This window comes from Oceaniglobus trochenteri (genome assembly GCF_020529025.1).
In the GTDB taxonomy this organism is placed as follows: Bacteria; Pseudomonadota; Alphaproteobacteria; order Rhodobacterales; family Rhodobacteraceae; genus Oceaniglobus; species Oceaniglobus trochenteri.
On the sequence record NZ_JACNMM010000011.1, the window covers coordinates 61,112 to 79,424 of the forward strand.

The 18,313-nt window shown below is 65.2% G+C and carries 16 protein-coding genes and 1 pseudogene; 6 read left to right on the top strand and 11 right to left on the bottom strand.

From position 1 onward, the window contains the following. Window positions 1–10 precede the first annotated feature (10 nt). Window positions 11–1,165: a dihydrodipicolinate synthase family protein gene (locus tag H7828_RS17865; RefSeq protein ID WP_226782428.1), complete on the top strand. Its 1,155-nt coding sequence runs from the start codon at window positions 11–13 to the stop codon at window positions 1,163–1,165. After that, window positions 1,162–1,986 (top strand): sugar phosphate isomerase/epimerase family protein, encoded by an 825-nt coding sequence (locus H7828_RS17870; protein ID WP_226782429.1) that lies wholly within the window; start codon window positions 1,162–1,164, stop codon window positions 1,984–1,986. The genes H7828_RS17865 and H7828_RS17870 overlap by 4 nt, the downstream gene beginning before the upstream one ends. A 309-nt stretch (window positions 1,987–2,295) precedes the next feature. Here the strand turns inward: H7828_RS17870 and H7828_RS17875 are convergent, their stop codons facing one another. From H7828_RS17875 to H7828_RS17920, 10 genes are all read right to left on the bottom strand, one after another. Continuing rightward, the gene (locus H7828_RS17875) at window positions 2,296–3,222 is read right to left on the bottom strand and encodes a dihydrodipicolinate synthase family protein (protein ID WP_226782430.1); all 927 of its coding nucleotides are present in this window, start codon (window positions 3,220–3,222) and stop codon (window positions 2,296–2,298) included. A gap of 3 nt (window positions 3,223–3,225) precedes the next feature. After that, entirely contained in the window at window positions 3,226–4,419 is a 1,194-nt protein-coding gene (locus H7828_RS17880) for a mandelate racemase/muconate lactonizing enzyme family protein (protein ID WP_226782431.1), read from the bottom strand. Beyond that, window positions 4,416–5,342, bottom strand: a complete 927-nt coding sequence (locus tag H7828_RS17885) for a dihydrodipicolinate synthase family protein (RefSeq protein WP_226782432.1) — start codon at window positions 5,340–5,342, stop codon at window positions 4,416–4,418. Before H7828_RS17885 ends, H7828_RS17880 begins: the two co-directional genes overlap by 4 nt. Then, window positions 5,339–6,178, bottom strand: coding sequence for a carbohydrate ABC transporter permease (locus H7828_RS17890; protein WP_226782433.1), 840 nt, complete (start codon window positions 6,176–6,178; stop codon window positions 5,339–5,341). Before H7828_RS17890 ends, H7828_RS17885 begins: the two co-directional genes overlap by 4 nt. Beyond that, window positions 6,175–7,116 (bottom strand): carbohydrate ABC transporter permease, encoded by a 942-nt coding sequence (locus tag H7828_RS22755; protein WP_226782434.1) that lies wholly within the window; start codon window positions 7,114–7,116, stop codon window positions 6,175–6,177. Before H7828_RS22755 ends, H7828_RS17890 begins: the two co-directional genes overlap by 4 nt. Window positions 7,117–7,255: 139 nt before the next feature. Beyond that, entirely contained in the window at window positions 7,256–8,506 is a 1,251-nt protein-coding gene (locus H7828_RS17900; protein WP_226782435.1) for an ABC transporter substrate-binding protein, read from the bottom strand. Between the two features lie 89 nt (window positions 8,507–8,595). Then, a complete protein-coding gene (locus H7828_RS17905; protein WP_226782436.1) occupies window positions 8,596–10,020 on the bottom strand; it encodes a sulfatase family protein in 1,425 nt (474 codons plus the stop codon). Then, window positions 10,017–10,826: an SDR family NAD(P)-dependent oxidoreductase gene (locus H7828_RS17910; protein WP_226782437.1), complete on the bottom strand. Its 810-nt coding sequence runs from the start codon at window positions 10,824–10,826 to the stop codon at window positions 10,017–10,019. Before H7828_RS17910 ends, H7828_RS17905 begins: the two co-directional genes overlap by 4 nt. Continuing rightward, window positions 10,823–11,902, bottom strand: coding sequence for an ABC transporter ATP-binding protein (locus H7828_RS17915; protein ID WP_226782438.1), 1,080 nt, complete (start codon window positions 11,900–11,902; stop codon window positions 10,823–10,825). Before H7828_RS17915 ends, H7828_RS17910 begins: the two co-directional genes overlap by 4 nt. A 20-nt stretch (window positions 11,903–11,922) precedes the next feature. Continuing rightward, window positions 11,923–13,632 (bottom strand): SMP-30/gluconolactonase/LRE family protein, encoded by a 1,710-nt coding sequence (locus H7828_RS17920; RefSeq protein ID WP_226782439.1) that lies wholly within the window; start codon window positions 13,630–13,632, stop codon window positions 11,923–11,925. 135 nt (window positions 13,633–13,767) lie between these two features. On the opposite strand from H7828_RS17920, the pseudogene H7828_RS23005 reads away from it, so the two are divergent. Together H7828_RS23005 and H7828_RS22860 are read left to right on the top strand one after the other, a co-directional pair. Further along, window positions 13,768–13,863, top strand: a pseudogene (locus H7828_RS23005) (hypothetical protein); the annotation flags it as partial. Window positions 13,864–13,900: 37 nt separating this feature from the next. Beyond that, on the top strand, window positions 13,901–14,035 hold the full coding sequence (locus H7828_RS22860) for a hypothetical protein (protein WP_281070775.1): 135 nt from the start codon (window positions 13,901–13,903) through the stop codon (window positions 14,033–14,035). Between the two features lie 314 nt (window positions 14,036–14,349). Here the strand turns inward: H7828_RS22860 and H7828_RS17930 are convergent, their stop codons facing one another. Next, a complete protein-coding gene (locus H7828_RS17930; protein ID WP_226782440.1) occupies window positions 14,350–16,260 on the bottom strand; it encodes a bifunctional 5-dehydro-2-deoxygluconokinase/5-dehydro-2-deoxyphosphogluconate aldolase in 1,911 nt (636 codons plus the stop codon). A 195-nt stretch (window positions 16,261–16,455) separates the two neighbouring features. Between H7828_RS17930 and H7828_RS17935 the strand changes: the two genes are divergently transcribed. Both H7828_RS17935 and H7828_RS17940 read left to right on the top strand, forming a co-directional pair. Next, window positions 16,456–17,229, top strand: a complete 774-nt coding sequence (locus H7828_RS17935) for an SDR family NAD(P)-dependent oxidoreductase (RefSeq protein ID WP_226782441.1) — start codon at window positions 16,456–16,458, stop codon at window positions 17,227–17,229. Further along, the gene (locus H7828_RS17940) at window positions 17,226–18,311 is read left to right on the top strand and encodes a hypothetical protein (RefSeq protein WP_226782442.1); all 1,086 of its coding nucleotides are present in this window, start codon (window positions 17,226–17,228) and stop codon (window positions 18,309–18,311) included. The genes H7828_RS17935 and H7828_RS17940 overlap by 4 nt, the downstream gene beginning before the upstream one ends. Window positions 18,312–18,313: the final 2 nt, after the last annotated feature.

The following is an 18,313-nucleotide window of genomic DNA, read 5'->3' on the forward strand; positions in this document are numbered from 1 at the left end:
GGGGGCGGCAATGACACAGCTTATCCTTCCCAACTCCGATGGCGGCACGGTGCCGCTGACGCTCACGGCGGGGCCGGTTCCGGCCCCCGGCGGCAACTGGACGCGCACCGCCTATGCCGCGGCCCATGTGGTGGCCGACCCCCTGTCGCAGGTCGATCCGGGCGATGGCGTGGCGGTCGACTGGGACCGCACGCTGGCCTTCCGCCAGCACCTGTTCTCGCTGGGCCTTGGCGTGGCCGAGGCGATGGACACCGCACAGCGCGGCATGGGCCTGGACTGGCCCACCTCGCTTGAGCTGATCCAGCGCAGCATGGAGGCCGCCCCGAAAGGCGCGCTGATCGCCAGCGGGGCGGGAACCGACCACCTGCCCCCCGGCCCGGATGTCACCCTGGACGACGTGATCGCAGCCTACGAGATGCAGTGCGAGGCGGTCGAGGCGACCGGGTCGCGCGTGATCCTGATGGCCAGCCGCGCGCTGGTGAAGGCGGCGAAGGGCCCCGAGGACTACGCGAAGGTCTATGGCCGGGTGCTGTCGGGGCTGAAGCAACCGGCGATCCTGCACTGGCTGGGCGAAATGTTCGACCCGGCGCTGGCGGGCTATTGGGGCGACAGCGATCACATGAAGGCCATGGAGACCTGCCTGTCGGTGATCGCGGACAATGCCGCCAAGGTGGACGGGATCAAGGTTTCCCTGTTGTCGGCGGAAAAGGAGATCGCCATGCGCCGCCGCCTGCCCGACGGCGTGGTCATGTATACCGGCGACGATTTCAACTATCCCGACCTGATCGAGGGCGACGACCAGGGGTTCTCGCACGCGCTTCTGGGCATCTTCGATCCCATCGCCGGGGCGGCCTGCCGGGCGCTGACCTCGCTGGCGGCGGGGGACAACGCCGCCTATCGCGCGGCCTTCGACCCCACGGTGCCGCTGTCGCGCCACATCTTCAAGGCGCCGACGCGGTTCTACAAGACCGGGGTGGTCTTCCTGGCCTATCTCATGGGCCACCAGGATCACTTTACCATGATCGGCGGCCAGGAATCGGCGCGTTCGACCCTGCACCTGGCCGATGCGATCCGCCTGGCCAACGATGCGCAGCTCTTCACCGACCCCGAGGAGGTGGCGCGCCGCGCCCGTCCGGTGTTCCAGGCGCGGGGGGTATCGGCATGAGGGCCCTGACCGCCGCCGACCTGTCGCTCAACACCGCGACGGTCAGCAAGCAATGGAGCCTTGAAGAGTGCATCGAGGGCTGCGCGCGCCACGGCATCGGGGGGATTTCCCCCTGGCGCGACAAGCTGCAGGATTGCGGCGTGGACAAGGCCGCGCGCCTGATCCGCGACGCGGGCCTGGGGGTGTCGGGCCTGTGCCGGGGGGGCTGGTACACCGCCGAGGGCGCGCTGACCCAAAAGGTGATCGACGACAACAAGCGCGCGGTGGACGAGGCGGCGGCCATCGGCGCCGAATGCCTGGTCATGGTGGTGGGCGGCCTGCCCGAGGGCAGCAAGGACATCGACGCCGCCCGCGCCATCGTGACCGAGGGGCTGGCGAAAACGCTGGACTATGCCCGCACCCTTGGCGTGAAGATCGGGATCGAGCCATTGCACCCGATGTATGCGGCCGACCGCGCCTGCGTGAACACCACGGGCCAGGCGCTGGATATCTGCGATCAACTGGGCGATGGCATCGGGGTTGCGCTGGATGTCTACCACGTCTGGTGGGACCCGGCCATCGCGGCACAGATCGAACGGGCGGGGCGCGAACGCCTGCTGGCCTTCCATGTCTGCGACTGGATGAACCCCACGCAGGACCTTCTGACCGACCGGGGCATGATGGGCGAAGGCGTCATCGACATCCCCGCCCTGCGCGCGAAGGTCGAGGCGCAGGGCTTTGACGGCCTGGTCGAGGTCGAGATCTTCTCGGCAGAAAACTGGTGGACCAAACCCGCCGACGATGTCCTGAAGGCCATGATCGCCTCGCTGCCCGTGATCTGAAACGGTGCGCCGGGGGGCGGTCAATCCCCCCGGCGAAGGGGCCTTCTGAAGGCCGAGGCGATGCCCATGGTGGCCGTCAGGTTTTTTTTGGGGAAGCCCGGTCGCCGCCGATAGCGGCCCCGCGAAACGGGCCCCGCCCCTCGTCCGAAATCATGTCCGGCAGGAACATTGGCCTGAGGGCCGCTCTCGGGCAGGTTCCTGCGAAACCTTCACCGCGGGTGAGACTCCCGCAGGGGTGGCATCCGCCTGCCAAGGGCGGGCGGATGCCCGATATGCGCACCGCTGCGATCGGCTGGTGCCTGTCGCGCCCTATTCCGCCGCCTGGCGGGGGGCCGTGATCCGGGCGATCTCAGTGGCGAACCGGCGCGCTTCGGACATGCCGAAGGGGTCGGGTTGCATCGCGGGCGAACGGTCTGCGCCGGGGGACAAGCCGGCCTGCTGGGCAAACAGGCGCTTGCCATAGCACAGCATCGCGGGAACGCTGCGCGACATGAACACGATGGCGGGCAGCAGGGCACGGTGGATTTCCTCCATCCGGGCCAGGGCTTCGGGTGTTCCCTTTTTCCACAGTTCGAACATTTCGACCTGGGGCGCCAGGAAATCCGGTGCCGGGATCAATCCGGCCCCGCCCGAGCGCAGGAGGGCCGGAAACTCGATGCCGCCATGGCCGCCGAACACCCGGTACGCCCCGTCGGACTGTTCGATCACCCGCGCGATATCGACCGAGAAACCTTCGCCTTTCAGAAGGCAGATGTTCGGATGCTGCTTCTGAAGCGCCACCAGCCCGTCGGGTGACAGCGATACGTCAAGGTTTACGGGGTTGTTCTGCACCGCCACATCGACGGCCACGGCATCGGCCACGCCCCCGAAAAAGCGGATCAGATCGCCCTGCGAGGTTCCCTTGATCGGGGGCGGCTGCAGGATCACCCAATCGGCCCCCGCCGCCGCCGCCGCGCGCGAGAAGGCGATCTGTCCGGCGACCGAAGGTTCCCCGACCGTGACGGCATAGGGCACACGCCCGCCGATCAGGTCGCCCACCATCTCGACCAGGTGCAGCCGTTCGTTGACGTCCATCTTGTGAACTTCGCTGACAAGGCCAAGCACCGCGATGCCATGGCAACCCGCGTTGATGCAGTGTTCCACCTGGGCCGACATCGCGGCGCGGTCCAGCGCGCCGGTGTCGTCCCAGAAGGCGTAGAGGATGGGATAGATACCTTCCCAGGCAACCTGCGCCATGGATCAGACCTTTCGGATGTAGTTGAAGATCGAGTCGTTCGGCCGCACCCCGATTCCGGGCCCCTCGGGCAGGGTGTAATAGCCATCGGCACAGCCCATCACCCCATCGGTGAACGCCAGGTTCCTGTCAAAGACCGAATGCTGGTATTCGTGATAGGGCACGCGCTGCAACGCGGCGGTCGACACCAGCGATGCCGCCATGAACAGCCCCAGAGAGATCGAGGCATGGGGAATGATATTGGTGTGGAAGGCCTGGGCCATCACGCCGATCCGGGCGAATTCGGTAATGCCGGTATGGCCGATCTCGGGCTGGATGATGCCCATGGCGCGGGCTTCGAACCGGGGGCGGTATTCATAGGTGGTGCGCCATTCCTCGCCCAGGGCCAGGGGCACGCCGATGCCCCGCGCCACCCGTGTCTGGCCTTCGATGTCCTCGGGCTGACAGGGCGCTTCGGCAAAATAAAGGTCATAGGGCTCCAGCTTGCGGATCAGGCGGATCGCCTCGCTGGCCTCGAACTTCCAGTGCAGGTCGACCATCAGGTGAATGCCATCGCCCACCGCCTCGCGCAGGGCGGCCATTTCGGCCACGACACCATCGTCGGAAACCGCGGCGGCGAACTTGATCGCCTTGAACCCCTTGCCGACCCATTCGACCGCCAGGTCGCAGCGTTCCTTCAGGGTGGCGCGGGGCAGACCCGACACATAGGCGGGCAGGCGATCGTGGCGCTTGCCACCCAGAAGCTGCGTCACCGACAGCCCCGTCACCTGGCCGAACAGATCCCAGCAGGCAATGTCCAGCCCGGCGAGCGCATCAAGGTAATAGCCGCCGAAAAAGCCGCGCACGCGCATCAGGTCGTACAGATCTTCGTGGATCACCGCCGCATCCGAAGGATCACGGCCCAGCATGACAGGCGCCAGCAGGTTGTCGATGATGGCCTTCACCGCCTCGGGGGCGGCGATGCCATAGGTTTCGCCCCAGCCCACCTTGCCGCTTTCGCCGGTGATCTTGATGACCACGCTCAGGTCAGAGGCGGGGTAGATCGACCGGTTGCCCTTGCGCACAAGATAGCCCTTGGCGTTCACCGACTCTCCTTCGCGCAGCGGCCCGAGGTAGGGCACCTCGCGCGGGATGTCGATGATGAAGGTTTCGATGGATGTGATGGCATCAAGCCGGTTGGTCATTCTGTGGTCTTTCATCTTTCGCCACCATCCACATCGTTCAGGGGGCAGGTTTGAAATTCGTCCGACAGCAGCGAAAGAAGCGTGTCGAGTTCGCGGCGGTCCTCGGCGTCCATCGCCGGCCCCTTGCCGCGCACATGCACCGAACCAAGAACGCCGCGACGCATCAGCGTGTGCTTTGTCATGTGCATGCGGAACACCGCCTGCAGGTTCAGGGCGGGCAGGGCCACCATGAACAGGCGGCGGGATTCGGAAATGTCCCCGTCCTGCCAGGCGTTGAACAGGCGCACATGCAGATCGGTGAATTCGACGGCCGGCATCGTGCCCAGCGATCCGCGTGCCAGTTCGTCGGTGATGTAGCGCCCGCCCGCACCACCGAACACGCCGTCGATGGCATCGCCACAGGCGGCGCGGATCAGGGTCAGGTTCTGGCCACAGGGCAGGGTTTCTTCCTTCACATAGCGCAGGTTGGGCACCGCGGCGGCGATCTCGGCCACCATTTCGGCCGAGAGGCCCGCGCCGATGGGCACCGGTTGGTTCTGCAGCATGATGGGCAGCGGGCTGTCCTTGGCGATGGCGGCAAAGAACGCCGTCTGGGCCGCGGCATCGCGCCCGATGGAGCCGGGGGCGATGACCATGGCCACCGCAGCGCCCGCCGCCGCACCGATGCGGATGTGGTTCAGCACGGCCTCGGGGGTCGGCGCGCTGGCGCCGACGACGAAGGGAATGCGCCCCGCCAGCCGCGCCCCCAGCCGTGCGACCTGGGCCTCCCGCTCGTCGTCGCTCAGCGTGTCCACTTCCGACGCGACGCCGGGATAGACACAGCCCTGGGCGCCGCAGGTGACGGCAAAGTCGATGATCCGGTCAAAGGCCTGCGGATCGACGGCACCTTCGGAATCGAAGGGCGTGGGAAGGACGGGAAAAGCGCCACGCAGGATCATTTCACCGCCCCCGCCGTTACGCCCTGGATAAAGAAGCGCTGCAACAGGATGAACCCGACGATCACCGGCAGCGATGCCAGAAGCGATCCGGCCATGGCGCCGCCCCAGTCGGCCTTGCTGTCGTTCAGATAGGTCAGAAGAAGCCCCGGCCCGACGGTGCGCTTGTCCTCGCTGACGATCAGGGTCAGGGAATACAAGAGGTCGTTCCAGCTCCACATGAAGCTGTAAAGCACGACCGTCACCACCGGCGCGATCGAGATCGGCAGAACGATGGTGTGGAAGATGCGCAGATCGCCCGCCCCGTCCGCCCGTGCCGCCTCGATCAGTTCGTTCGGGATCTGGCTGAAATAGCTGTAGATCATGTAGGTCGCCACCGGCAGGGCAAAGACGACATAGGAAATGATAAGCCCCCCGCGGGTATCAAGCAGACCCCATGTCGTGAAGCTGGGATAAAGCGTGATCAGCAGAAGGCCGAAGGGAAACATCTGCGCGCTGAGCATCAGAAGCATGATCGGCTTGCGCCCGAAGTAGCGGTATTTCGCAAAGGAATACCCGGCATAGCAGGCCAGCGTCGCGTTCAGCACCGCCGAACACAGCGACACGAACAGCGTATTGCCCAGTTGCAGCAGCAAGCCACCCTCGAACAACGCGCGGCGGAAGTGATCCAGCGTGAAGCTTTCGGGAAACAGCGTGGGGCGGGTCAGGTACAGTTCGGCGTTCGGCTTCACGGATGAAATCAACAACCAGTAGACCGGAAAGAACAGGAAGAACCCGATCAGCCCCGCAAAGATGACGAAGCCCAGCTTCGCCTGTGGTGTGGACAGGTCCAGCATCATTCGGCCCTCATCATAAGTTGGCGCAGGTAGAAATAGGCGGGCGGCAGGATCGTGGCGACCCAGACAACACCCACGGTGGCGGCCATGCCGATGTCCCACTGCTCGAAGGCGCGGCGATAGACCTCGATCGACAACACCGTGGTGGCCCGCACCGGCCCGCCGCCGGTCAGCGCCCAGATCGTATCGAAGTGCTGAAGGTTGCCGACAATGCCCAGCACCACCGTTACCATCATGACCGGGCGCAGGTGCGGCAGGACGTGGTCTTTCAGGACATGGAAGTTGCCCGCGCCGTCCACCCGCGCCGCCTCGATCTGTTCGCGGTCAAGGTTTTGCAGCCCGGCAATGAAGAACGCCATGAACAGCGGCACCGACAGCCAGGTCTTGGTGATGACGACGGCGGCCATGGCCCCGGCGTTGGTCGACAGATAGGCGACCGGATATTCGATCAACCCGAAATCCAGCGCGAGCGAATTCAGCAACCCATAGCGCGAGTTGAAGATCCAGCCCCAGAGGAACGCAGCCACGACGGCAGGCATCACCCAGGGCAGAAGCGAAAGACCCCGCAGCATCGCCTGCCCGCGGAACGGGTGGTTCAGGATCAAGGCCCAGCCAAGGCCGATGGTGATCGAGAAGAAGGTGGTCAGGCTGACGAAAATCAGCGTGGTGACGAACGATCCGATGATCGTCGGATCGGTCAGGATCCGGCGGAAGTTGTCCAGCCCGACAAATTCGGGCGACATCATCTGGATCGTGAATTCGTAGAATGACAGCCGCAACGCTTCCAGAAACGGGAACAGCACGACCAGCCCGAAGGCGGTCAGGGCCGGGATCAGCAGCAGGATGCCGAACCGGTTTTCGCCTGCCTTGACCCCGCCGCGCTTGGCGTGGGGTGAAATGCGCCGGGGGGCGGCGGTGGGGGATGCGGAAAGATCGCTCACACCATGCCTCCGGGTCCGGCGGGCAGGCGTCCGGCTTCGCGCAGCATGCCGGCAAGGGGCAGGCGGTTGGCGGTCGTCATGATGGTTCTCCGTTGAATCGGCTGGCGGCGGCCCCACAGGCGGGCCGCCGCCGGATGGCTCACTTCAGGGCTTCGGCCAGGCGGCCCTGCATGTCGTCGGCGGCGTCCTGCGCCGATTTCTGGCCCAGCAGCGCGGATTGTACCTCTTCACCGATGATGTCGTTGATCGCGGCGCCGTTTTCGAGCGAGGCGATGGTGTTGCGCCGGGGGGCAACAGCCGCCGCCGACCATGCGGCAAGATAGGGATCGTTCTGCACCGCATCGCTGTTCGATCCGGTTGTGGTGGGCGGGATGGCGCCGCTGCCAAGGGCATAGGGCACGATCACGTCGTCGGACAGGATGTACATCAGGAACTCGGAGGCGGCACTGTCGGGCTTGGCGTTCTCGTCGCCGAACATCGCCAGGACATGGCCCCACTGGATCGAGGCGGGCGTGCCGCCGGCTTCCGTGACCGGCGTGGCCATGGGCATGACGTTGACGGTATAGGCATCGCCCTGACCCGAGAAGTCGGCCGCGAATTTCTTGGCGCTGGGGGCGTCGAAGTAGAACGCGGTTGCTTCCTGGCCGAACAGGCGCCGGGCATCGGGCCGGTCGATTTCCGGCGCGGCCAGGCGGTCGTTCATCAGTCCGACCATGAATTCAAGCGCGGCCACACCTTCGGGCGTGTTCACGGCGGGCTGGCCATCAACGATGATGTCGCCGCCGAAGGTCCACATCCAGATCATGTAGTCCAGCAGGATCGAGGCATTGTTCTTGGTCGCCATGCCGTAGGGCACCGAGTTGGGAACATTGTCGCGCACCTTGACCAGGGCGTCGCGGAACTGCTCCATGGTTTCGGGGATTTCATCGATACCGGCGGCGTCCAGAACCTTGCGGTTGGCAACCATGCCGATGGTGCCGGCGATGAAGGGCAGCGCAACCTGCTTGCCGTCGATCTGGCCCATGGCCAGGAAGCCCGCCGGGAACATCTGTTCCAGCTTGTCGGCGCCGAAGACATCGTTCAGATCGACGATACCGTCGATATTGGCCACGGTGGGCAGCAGCCGCGCCTGGACCTGGCTGAGGTCGGGCAGGGTGTTGGTGCGCGCCCGCAGGAACGTGTTCTTGATCATGTCCGACCAGGCATAGCCAATGGGATTGACGTCGTTTTCCGACTGCGCCTGATAGTCCTCGATCAGCTTCTCGATCGTCGCCTTGCCCGAATCCTCGGTATAGGTCCAGGACATGAAATCGACCGTGTCGGCCATTGCCGGACTGCCGAGTGTCAGGGCCATTGCCGATGCAAGGGCCAGTCTGCAGGTATGTTTCATCACTTCCTCCCAAAAATGAAACTTCGTTCCAACATATCGCTAAGACAAAATGCTGCGCTTGGCAACATCTTTGGAACCAAGTTTCAACTTTACTTTGCGTTTGGATAGGGCCGTTGCCAGCCGCGTTGGTAGAACCCGTGGTCAGGCGCGGCCTGGGCGGCAGGCACGCGCTTGTCGGCGTGGGCCGCGCGCAATCCGTCCAGAAGGCAGCTTGCCAGGGCCGCATCCAGCCTTCGGCGCTGATCGGGGTGGAGCGTCAGGGCATTCACCTGCTCGCCCGGGTCGTTGCGCAGATCGAAAAGCGCTTCGGTGTCGTTGGCATAGCGTACCAGTTTCCAGGCATCGTCGCGGGCCATCATGCCGTGGCTTGTCACCCCGCAGATCACCCTGCCGGGCGCCGGTTGCGACAGCGGCAGGCCCGAGGCATTGGCGGGCACCTCGATGCCGGCCCATTCCAGGAAGCTGCTGTAAAGATCCAGAAGCGATACCGGTCCGGCGTGAACGCTGGGTGCTGCGTTGCGGCGGAAATCGCGGACGATCAGCGGCACCCGGATGCTTGGGTCGTGAAAGTAGGTTTTGCCCACCAGCCCGAAATCCCCAAGGTAATCGCCGTGGTCCGACGCGAAGACCACGATGGTATTCTCAAGCTGCCCGCTTTGCGCCAGCGCATCCAGAATGCGGGCCACATCGGCGTCAAGCCTTTCGACCAGTGCCGCATAGTGATGGCGCAACCCGCGGATCTCGGCATCGCTCAGGGTACTGTAATCCAGATCTGCCCAGGCCCGGCGATAGGTGGCGATGAAGGCGTCACGGTGACTCGCGGCCTCGTCGGTCGGGGGCAGGGCAGGGGGCAGCCGGTCGGGATCGATCCGCGCAAGCGCATCGGCGGGTGGATCATAGGGGCAATGCGGCCCCGGAAACCCCACCATCAGGGCAAATGGTGCCGTGCCGTCCTGGCGTGCGATCCATTCGGCGGCCTGGTTGGCGACCCAGCGGTCGACCTGAAGGTCATCGGGCAGATCGTTGACGGTTGCGCCCTTGCTGTCGGCATAGCCCGGAAAATCGCGGGCATGGCGTTTGGTGAAACCGCGGGCGGCAAGGGCGGCGTCGTAATCGTCGGCGATGTGGATGTGGCGCTTGTCCTCGGCGATGATCCGGGTCTGGAAGCCCTCGTCGCTGTCCCAGGGATAAAAGTGCATCTTGCCGACGGCAGCGGTGCGGTATCCGGCTTCGTTCAGGTGCTCGGGCCAGGTTTTCACGCCCATCTCGTGGCGGTCTGGCCGCAGCCAGGCCAGGTTGTCGATCACGCCGGTGGCGTGGGCGTGCTGACCGGTCAACATCGAGGCGCGCGCCGGCACGCAGATCGGCGATGGCGAGATCGCCGTCTCCCACCGCGCCCCGCCCGCGGCAAGGCCATCGATGGCGGGGGTGTGCAGGAAGGTGGCGCCGTAACAGCCCAGGAAATCGGGGCGCAGTTGATCGGGCAGCAGGAAGACGATGTTGGGTGCGCTCACACCACCCCCCCGTCGACGATGAAGGTCTGAGCCGTGATCATCCGGCTGTCGTCGGCCGTCAGGAACAGGGCCATGCGCGCCACATCGGGCGGCAGCAGAAACTCTTTCAGGCATTGCTTCGACAGGTAGTCGTCGAACTTGCCCTGATAGATCGCCTTGGCGCGGCCCACCTGCCGGTCGGTCAGGATCCAGCCGGGCGCGATGGAATTCACCCTGATGCCGCGCCCGCCCACCTCGCGGGCCAGGGATTTCGTCAGCCCCTGAACGGCGGATTTGGCGGTGGTGTAGCAGATCAGGCCCGCCGCGCCCTGCATCCAGGAATTCGACCCCATGTTGACGATGGCCGCGCCCGGTTGCATCGCGCCCAGAACGGCCTGCGAAACGAAGAACTGGTGTCGCAGGTTCACCGCCATGCGTTGATCCCAATAGTCGGGGGTCACGTCTTCGATCGGCGCGCGGTCGTCGTTGCCGGCGTTGTTGACCAGCGCCTGCACCGGGCCGTTGCAGGCCGCGATATGGTTGACCGCATTGCGGATCGCGTCGCAATCGGTCAGGTCGGCGCGCACGAACACCGGTTCAACCGGGGTGTCGCGGGCGCAGATCCCGGCGACCCGGGCGCCCGCCTCGCCGTCGATGTCGATGAACCCGACGCGGGCACCCTGGGCGCAGAAGGCATGGACAAGATACATCCCGATGCCCGACCCGCCGCCGGTGATCAGGACCGACCGGTCCTTCAGGCTGGGATAGCGGGCCGCTTCGATCGCAACCGGGGTCAGTTCCGGGTGGTCGGAGGTTTCAAGTGTCATGCCGCGTCGGCCCGGCGGGTTTCGTTTGGCAAGGCGGTGCCTTCGGCATCGAACATGTGGACATTGGCCGCGTCGAAGGTCAGCGACAGGCTGCTGCCGTGGGGAATGCGCCGTTCGCCCGGAATCCGCACCATCACCGGCCTTTCGCTGTCGGCCACCTCGACCATGGCGAAGGTGTCGGACCCGAGATGTTCGGTCGCCACCAGCCTGCCTTGCACGACACCCTCGCCGTCATCGCCCACACGGAGATGTTCGGGCCGGATGCCGATTTCGGTCAGACGCGCCGATGCATGGGGCATGTGCAGGTGCCCCGACTGGAACGCGACGGCACCATCGGTGAAGCGCGCGGCAAGGAAGTTCATCTTGGGCGACCCGATGAAGCCCGCAACGAAGCGGTTGACCGGATTGTTGTAAAGCGAGATCGGGCTGCCGACCTGTTCGATCCGGCCATCGTGCATGACGACGATCTTGTCGGCCAGGGTCATCGCCTCGACCTGGTCGTGGGTCACATAGATCATCGTGGTGCCCAGGCGATCCTTGAGGCGGGCGAATTCCATCCGCATGTCGACGCGCAGGGCAGCGTCAAGGTTCGACAGGGGTTCGTCGAACAGGAACACGTCGGGTTCGCGCACGATGGCCCGCCCGATGGCGACCCGCTGGCGCTGCCCCCCCGAAAGCTGGCGCGGCTTGCGCTCCAGCAGCGGCACGATCTGAAGGATCTCGGCGGCGTTGCGCACCCGGCTTTCGATCTCGTCCTTCGGCGTCTTGGCCAGCTTCAGCGCGTATCCCATGTTGTCGGCCACGCTCATGTGGGGATAAAGCGCGTAGGACTGGAACACCATTGCAATGCCCCGCTTTGACGAAGGCACGTCGTTGATCACCTCGTTGGCCAGCATCAGTTGCCCCGAGGTGACATCGTCCAGCCCGCAGATCATCCGCAGCAGGGTGGATTTGCCACAGCCCGAGGGCCCGACGAAAACCACGAACTCGCCGTGTTCGATGGTAAGGTCGATGTCGCGCAGCACGCTGACGCTGCCGTAACGCTTGTTCAGACCTTCGATTTTCAGATCAGCCATTTGTTTCCTTTCCCGTGCCGTCAACCGGCGAAGACTGTATCGTTCTGCCCAACCTGTCCCGGCCGGAAGGCAAGAATGCTGCCCGACATCGGCGCATCGGCCAGTTGTTGTGCCGACAGGCGAATGCGTGCCGTCGTGATGAAGAGTGTTTTCAGGTCGGCCCCCCCGAAGCAGCAGCTGGTCGGCCGCGGAACCGGGACCGACACCTCGCGATCGAGCGTGCCGTCGGCATTGAAGCGGCAGACCTTCCAGCCATCCCAGATTGCCACCCAGACGCCGCCCTCGGCGTCTACGCACAGCCCATCGGGAACGCCCTGCTCCTCGTCCAGGGTGACAAAGGCCCGGCGATTGGCGATTTCACCCCGTTCAAGATCGAAGTCATAGGCCCAGATGGTGCGTATGCCGCTGTCGGTGAAATAGAAGGTGCGGTGATCGGGGCTCCAGCCCAGACCGTTCGAGATGTGGATGCCGCTTTCCATGCAGGTCGCGGTGCCGTCGGCGTCGATGCGCCACAACTTGCCCTTGCCCGGTTCGGTATTGATGGCAAGGCTGCCGACCCACAGCCGCCCCAGGGCGTCGCATTTCCCGTCGTTCAGGCGGTTGCCCGGCATGTCGGCCTCGGGGTCGCAAAGCGGCTGGATCTGGCCATTGGGCGACAGCGTCTTTACCCCGGTTTCGGTCGCGCAGATGAAACCGCCGCTGGCTTTCGGAACGGCAACGCCGATCAGTTCGGGCATGGCCTGCGACACCCGCTTGCCGGTTGCGGGATCGGCGGAAATGACGGCGGGCGCAAGGATGTCGACCCAGTGCAGCAGCTTGTCGTCGGGCGACCAGAACGGCCCTTCGCCCAGGAAATCCTCGCCGGGGATGGCATAGGTCACATCCTCCATCACGGCGCCGAGGGGCTGCGTGTTGACCGAGATCGACATGGCCAGTTCGCCCACGTTGCCCGCGATGCGTCGGGCCGCCTCGATCACGTCACGGCCCATGGCGTGCAGGCGTTCGGGGGGCAGGCGATAGCTGGGCCCGACGATGCCCACCGCACCGATCGGGCGGGCGCGGTGATCTAGGATCGCTGCGGCAACGGCGCTCACGTCCTCGTGCTGTTCGCCCACGGAAATCGCATAGCCCCGGGCCTTGATGATGTTGAGTTGCTGGTCCAGGTCGCCGTGCGAGACGATGGTGTGGTCGGTGAAGGCCTGCAACCGGCCCTCGGCGATCAGCGCGCGCCGGTCCGATTCGCGCAGGTGTGCCGCCATAGCCTTGCCCAGGGCCGTTGCGTGAATGGCCGAACGTGCCCCGACACCGTTGCCGATGCGCACTTGCCGGGCCGGATCGCGCTGATCGATGTAAAGAACCTGATCGCCGTCCAGATGCCCAAGCCGCACCGCCTCCTGTGCCAGTTGCGACAGCCGGATCAGTTCGGGTTCGGCGGCGCCGCGCAGATCGAACTGGTCCCAGACCCGGTGCGCCAGCTGGAAGGGGCGCGAGCCCAGCTTGTAGGACTGATCCCGGGCGACAAGCTGAAGATAGCGTTCCTCGATCAGGGTCTGCAGGATGCGGTGCAGGGTGCCCTTGGGCAGGCCGGTCGCGTCAAGCAGTGTGGTGAACCGCACGGGGGCTGGCGATTCCGCGATGAAATCCAGCACACGCAGGCCGCGCACCAGGGCCTGCATGCCGGGCTGCGCTCCGGTTGTATCGGTCGAATCCAGCACTTCCCGCTGCGCCATCCCTGCGCCTCCCGCGTAAGAAATCTTGCCCTCTGATATTTTGAAACTTAGTTCCAAGTCAACCGCAAGTTTTTGTCGGGTTTTGATTTCAGTACACAAATATTGTTCTGTGTGCTGGCAAGGGCTATCGAAGCCATGCCCAGACCCTCGATCGACACCACCCCGGAAGGGCACAGGCAGCTCAAGGCGATTGCCGCGCTGAAAGGCGAAAGCATCAAGGACTATGTTCTGAAATGCATGCTGGGCCTTTGCGCCGGACCTGCAGGACATGTCCGAGGCCGAAGCCCTTGCCGCGCTGTCGGATTTTCTGGCGCCGCGCATCGAACAGGCAAAGCGGCGCGAGGTTTCCGGCCTGTCCATGGACGATATCCGGCGTGAGGCGCGCAAGCAGGCCGGGCTCTGACCGGCGCGATGCGGACCTATGACCTGACGCTGGCCGCTGAAGCCGATCTGCGTGGCATCTGGCGATAAACCTGTCAGATTTGGGGAGAGGACCTGGCCGACAGATACTTCGACGCGAGCGAAGCCTGGTTCGGCGCAATTGCCAGCGACCGGGCGCCGGCCAGATCATTGGCCGGACTAGCAGATGGCGTTCGTATTCGCCGCTGCGCAAGCCACGTCATCTTGTGGCTTACCGAAGGCCGCCGGGTCGTCATCGCCGTCCTGCATTCGCGCATGTATCTGGTGCGTCGGCTGCGGAGCCGGCGTTGACCGCGATCAGGTCTTGCCGGCGTGGGCCGCCCTGGCCCTGTCCCAGCCGTCGCAAAGCTCCTGGAAGCGCCGGGTCATGTTCTCGACCGCTTGCGCGTCGTCAAGCGAGCCGTCCATGACCCCGGCTGCGACCTCGGCCATGATGGTCCGGCCCACGGCAAAGCCGCGCACAAGGCGATAGCCCGCCGCGACATCGAAGCTGGCCAGCAGGTCGGACATCGCCTGCCCCAGTCCCAGCACGACGATGCCGTTGCAGTTGGGATCGTTGTCTTCGATGGCGTCGCAGGTCGCTTTCCATGCGGCATCCGATTGCATCGGTTCCAGTTTCCACCAATCGGGATAGACGCCCAGTTCATAGAACCGCCGGATCACCCGGGCGGTCGTGTCGTCGTCAACCGGTCCGAACTTCGACGGGATCACCTCGAGCAGGAATTCAAGGCGGTTGCGGCGGCAGGCGTGAAACAGCCGCTGAACGGTGCGTTCCTGATCGGCGCGCAGCGTCTCGGGGTCGTCGGGGTGGTAGAAGCACAGAACCTTGCACACCTGATCGGCGGGCCATTCGGCAAGGCCGCCGAAATCGGCGCCGATTTCGGGTTCGCATGTCAACGGACGCGAGGCGGGCCATTCCACCGGGCGCCCGACCCACAGGCCGCTGCCCGCCGCGCGGTGCAGTGTGTGGCGGCCAAGCCGGTTGTCGCACAGGATGCCATAGCCGCGTTCGCCCTTCGCAACCGCCAGCGTCGCCTCAAGGCACAGCGCCTTGACGTGGGCGATACGTTCGGGTGTGGCGCCTTCCATTTCCTCAAGCTGAATCCGGTGATCGAAGGCGAAGATGCGCAGGTCGTCCCACGTCGTGCGGCGGGTCGTGGCCCAGTGGATCTGTTCAAGCACGGGGTCCTTGCGCAGGGCCGGCGTGGCCGAACCGTGGGTCAGGAAATGGTCAAGCTCGGTCAGGCTGGGGTAGGCGGGCGAACAACCATGGCGGCTGACCGCGATGGCGCCGCAGGCATTGGCGTATTCCAGCGACCGGGGCCAGCCTTCGCCATCCATCCACCCCTTGAGCAGCCCGGCCATGAAGCCGTCGCCCGCGCCAAGAACGTTGAACACCTCGATCGCGAAGCCGGGGCCGGTTTCGCCGTCGTCCAGCGAATCGGGAATGGCACCGCCGAAGGCCACCGCCCCCATGGGCCCGCGCTTGCACACCAGCGTGGCGTTGCTGATCGCGCGGACAGCCCGCAGGGCGGCGATGGTGTCGGTGCTGCCGCCTGCGATGTGAAATTCCTCTTCCGTGCCGACGATCAGGTCGAACAGGCCCAGATGCGCCTGAAGCCGTTCGGTCACGGCCTGCGAGGCGATGTAGCGCTGTTCACCCGCACCATGCCCGGCAAGCCCCCAGAGGTTCGGGCGATAGTCGATGTCCAGCGCCCGCCGCGCCCCGTTCTCGCCTGCCAGGCGGAGCGCCTTCAGCACCGCCGCCTCGGTCGAGGGCAGGCTGAGGTGGGTTCCGGTGGCCACCACGGCCCGGGTGCGCGCGATCTGGGCGGGGTCGATGTCGGCCTCGGTCAGGCCCATGTCGGCACAGTTCTCGCGGAAGAAGATCAGCGGAAACTGATGTTCGTCGCGGATGCCCAGCATGGCCAGCGCCGTGATCCGTTCGGGATCGACCTTGACCATGGCGGTATCGACGCCGAAACGGGTCAGTTCCTCGGTGATGAAGCGGCCCATGTGTTCGTCGCCCACGGCCGTGATCACGCCGGTGCGCAGGCCAAGGCGTGCCGCACCGCAGGCGATGTTGGTGGGCGAGCCGCCTACGTATTTCTCGAAGCTGCGCATGTCTTCCAGGCGCCCGCCGATCTGCGAGCCATAGAGATCAACGCAGGACCGCCCGATGGTGATGATGTCCAGTTGATCGCTCATGGGATGTGTCCTTGCAAAGTTTCATCATCTGATGCCGCTTCCGGACGGGCATTTCAAGATGAAAATTCCATAATATGGAAATTGGCATTCTTATTTTGGAAATATAATGTCATACCCGGGGTTGCGGATCGCGTGAGGCCTTACCCTGCGTGCCGACCTGAACATCACCGAAGCTGACAAAATGGAGAGACTGCCGTGTATTCTTTGGAAGGGAAATCCGCCATCGTGACCGGCGCCGCACGGGGGCTGGGCGAGGGCATCGCGCAGGAGCTGGCGCGTCAGGGGGCCGCTGTCACCTTGATCGACATTCTTGACGACGCGGGGCAGGCGCTGGCCGACCGGATCGTCGCGGAAGGCGGGCGCGCAGGGTACATCGCCTGCGACATCGGATCGCCCAAGGCCGTCGATGCCGCCGTCGTCCAGGCCGCCGACCGTTTTGGCACGGCCGACATTCTGGTCAACAACGCCGCCATCGCCCTGCCGCCCACCCCCGTCACCGAACTGTCGGATGACGACATGGCGCGGGTGCTGAACATCAACGTGATCGGCGCGGTCCGGTTCTGCCGTGCCACCTTTGGCGGGTTCCGCGAAAAGGGCGGCGGTGCGGTCATCAACCTGTCGTCGGTCCATCAAAGCCACTCGCTTGCCGGCTGGACGGCCTATGCCGCATCGAAAGGCGCCATCATCTCGATGACCCGGCAGCTTGCGGCGGAATGGGGGGCGTGGAATATTCGCGTCAATTCGGTTTCCCCCGGAGCGATCGACGCCACCATGACGCGTGAGATCCTGGACCGGGACGAAAGCGGTCAGATGGAGAGGGATTTCAGGCATATGCATGCGCTCGAACGACTGGGCAAGACCGAGGAAGTGGCGCGAACCGTCGCATTCCTGGCCTCGGACGGGGCGGGGTTCATCACCGGCGAGGATATCCTGGTCGATGGCGGCCTGACCAAGCTGTGCCGGCTATGACGGTGGCGTTGCATCGGGTGCAGGCCCGCGGAATCAGCGCGACGCTTGATCTTGAGATCGGGCAGCTTCACAGCCTGGTGGTGCATCGCGACGGGCGCGACATAAACCCCTGGGCGCGGGTGCCCTGGGCCGACCTCCCCGATGATCCGGCGCGCTTTGCCCCCGACATGCCGCCGCACCTGCGCCGCATGTCGGGCGATTTCTTCTGTGCGCCCTTTGTGCTGGACGATGTGGAAGAGGCCCCCGCCCACGGCTGGACGGCAGGCGGCCGCTGGACACTGCTGAGTGACGAAGAGATTGCAGGCGGGCGTCGCGCGACATTTGAACTGACGCGCAAGGTGGCGGGTGCCACGGTCCGCAAGGTCTGGACCCTGCTGGACGACCACCCCTTCCTTTACCAGTGTCACCGCTTCACCGGTGGGCAGGGCGGGATGCCCGTGGCGCACCACGCGATGCTGGATTTGCGCCAAGGCGGGTTGCTGGCGTTTTCACCCAAACGCTGGGCTGAAACACCCGATACCGCCCCCGAGGCCGGATCGGATGGCGGGCGGTCGGTTCTGGAATACCCGGCGCGCTCAACCGATCTGACTGCCTTTCCGTCAACCCTGGGGCCGGTCGATCTGACCCGCTATCCCTATGCCGACACCCATGATGATTTCGCGATGCTGGTGGACGCGCCCGAGGGGCGCTATGGCTGGGCCACCGCCCTGCGTCCGAACGAACGCGACGTGGCGATGCTGGTGAAACCGGTGACGGTTCTGCCCCAGACCATGCTGTGGATGTCGAACGGCGGGCGCCCCTATGCGCCCTGGAACGGCGAACACCTGGGGGTGCTGGGGATCGAGGAGGCCTGCAGTTTCGGCGCGGCCGGGCGTCGGGCATCGAGCGGCGAAAACGCCCTGACCCGCGAAGGCATTGCCACCGCGATCGATCTTGGCGCGGCGCCGGTCGTCGAGATCAGAACGGCCATGGGCGCCCTGCCGTCGGCCGCCGACGCCGCCCTGCGCATGGATGTCGGGGCGACGTCGATCGTTCTGTCGGACGGAACCGAGGTTCCCTTCGACGGTTCCCTGCTGGGCTGAGG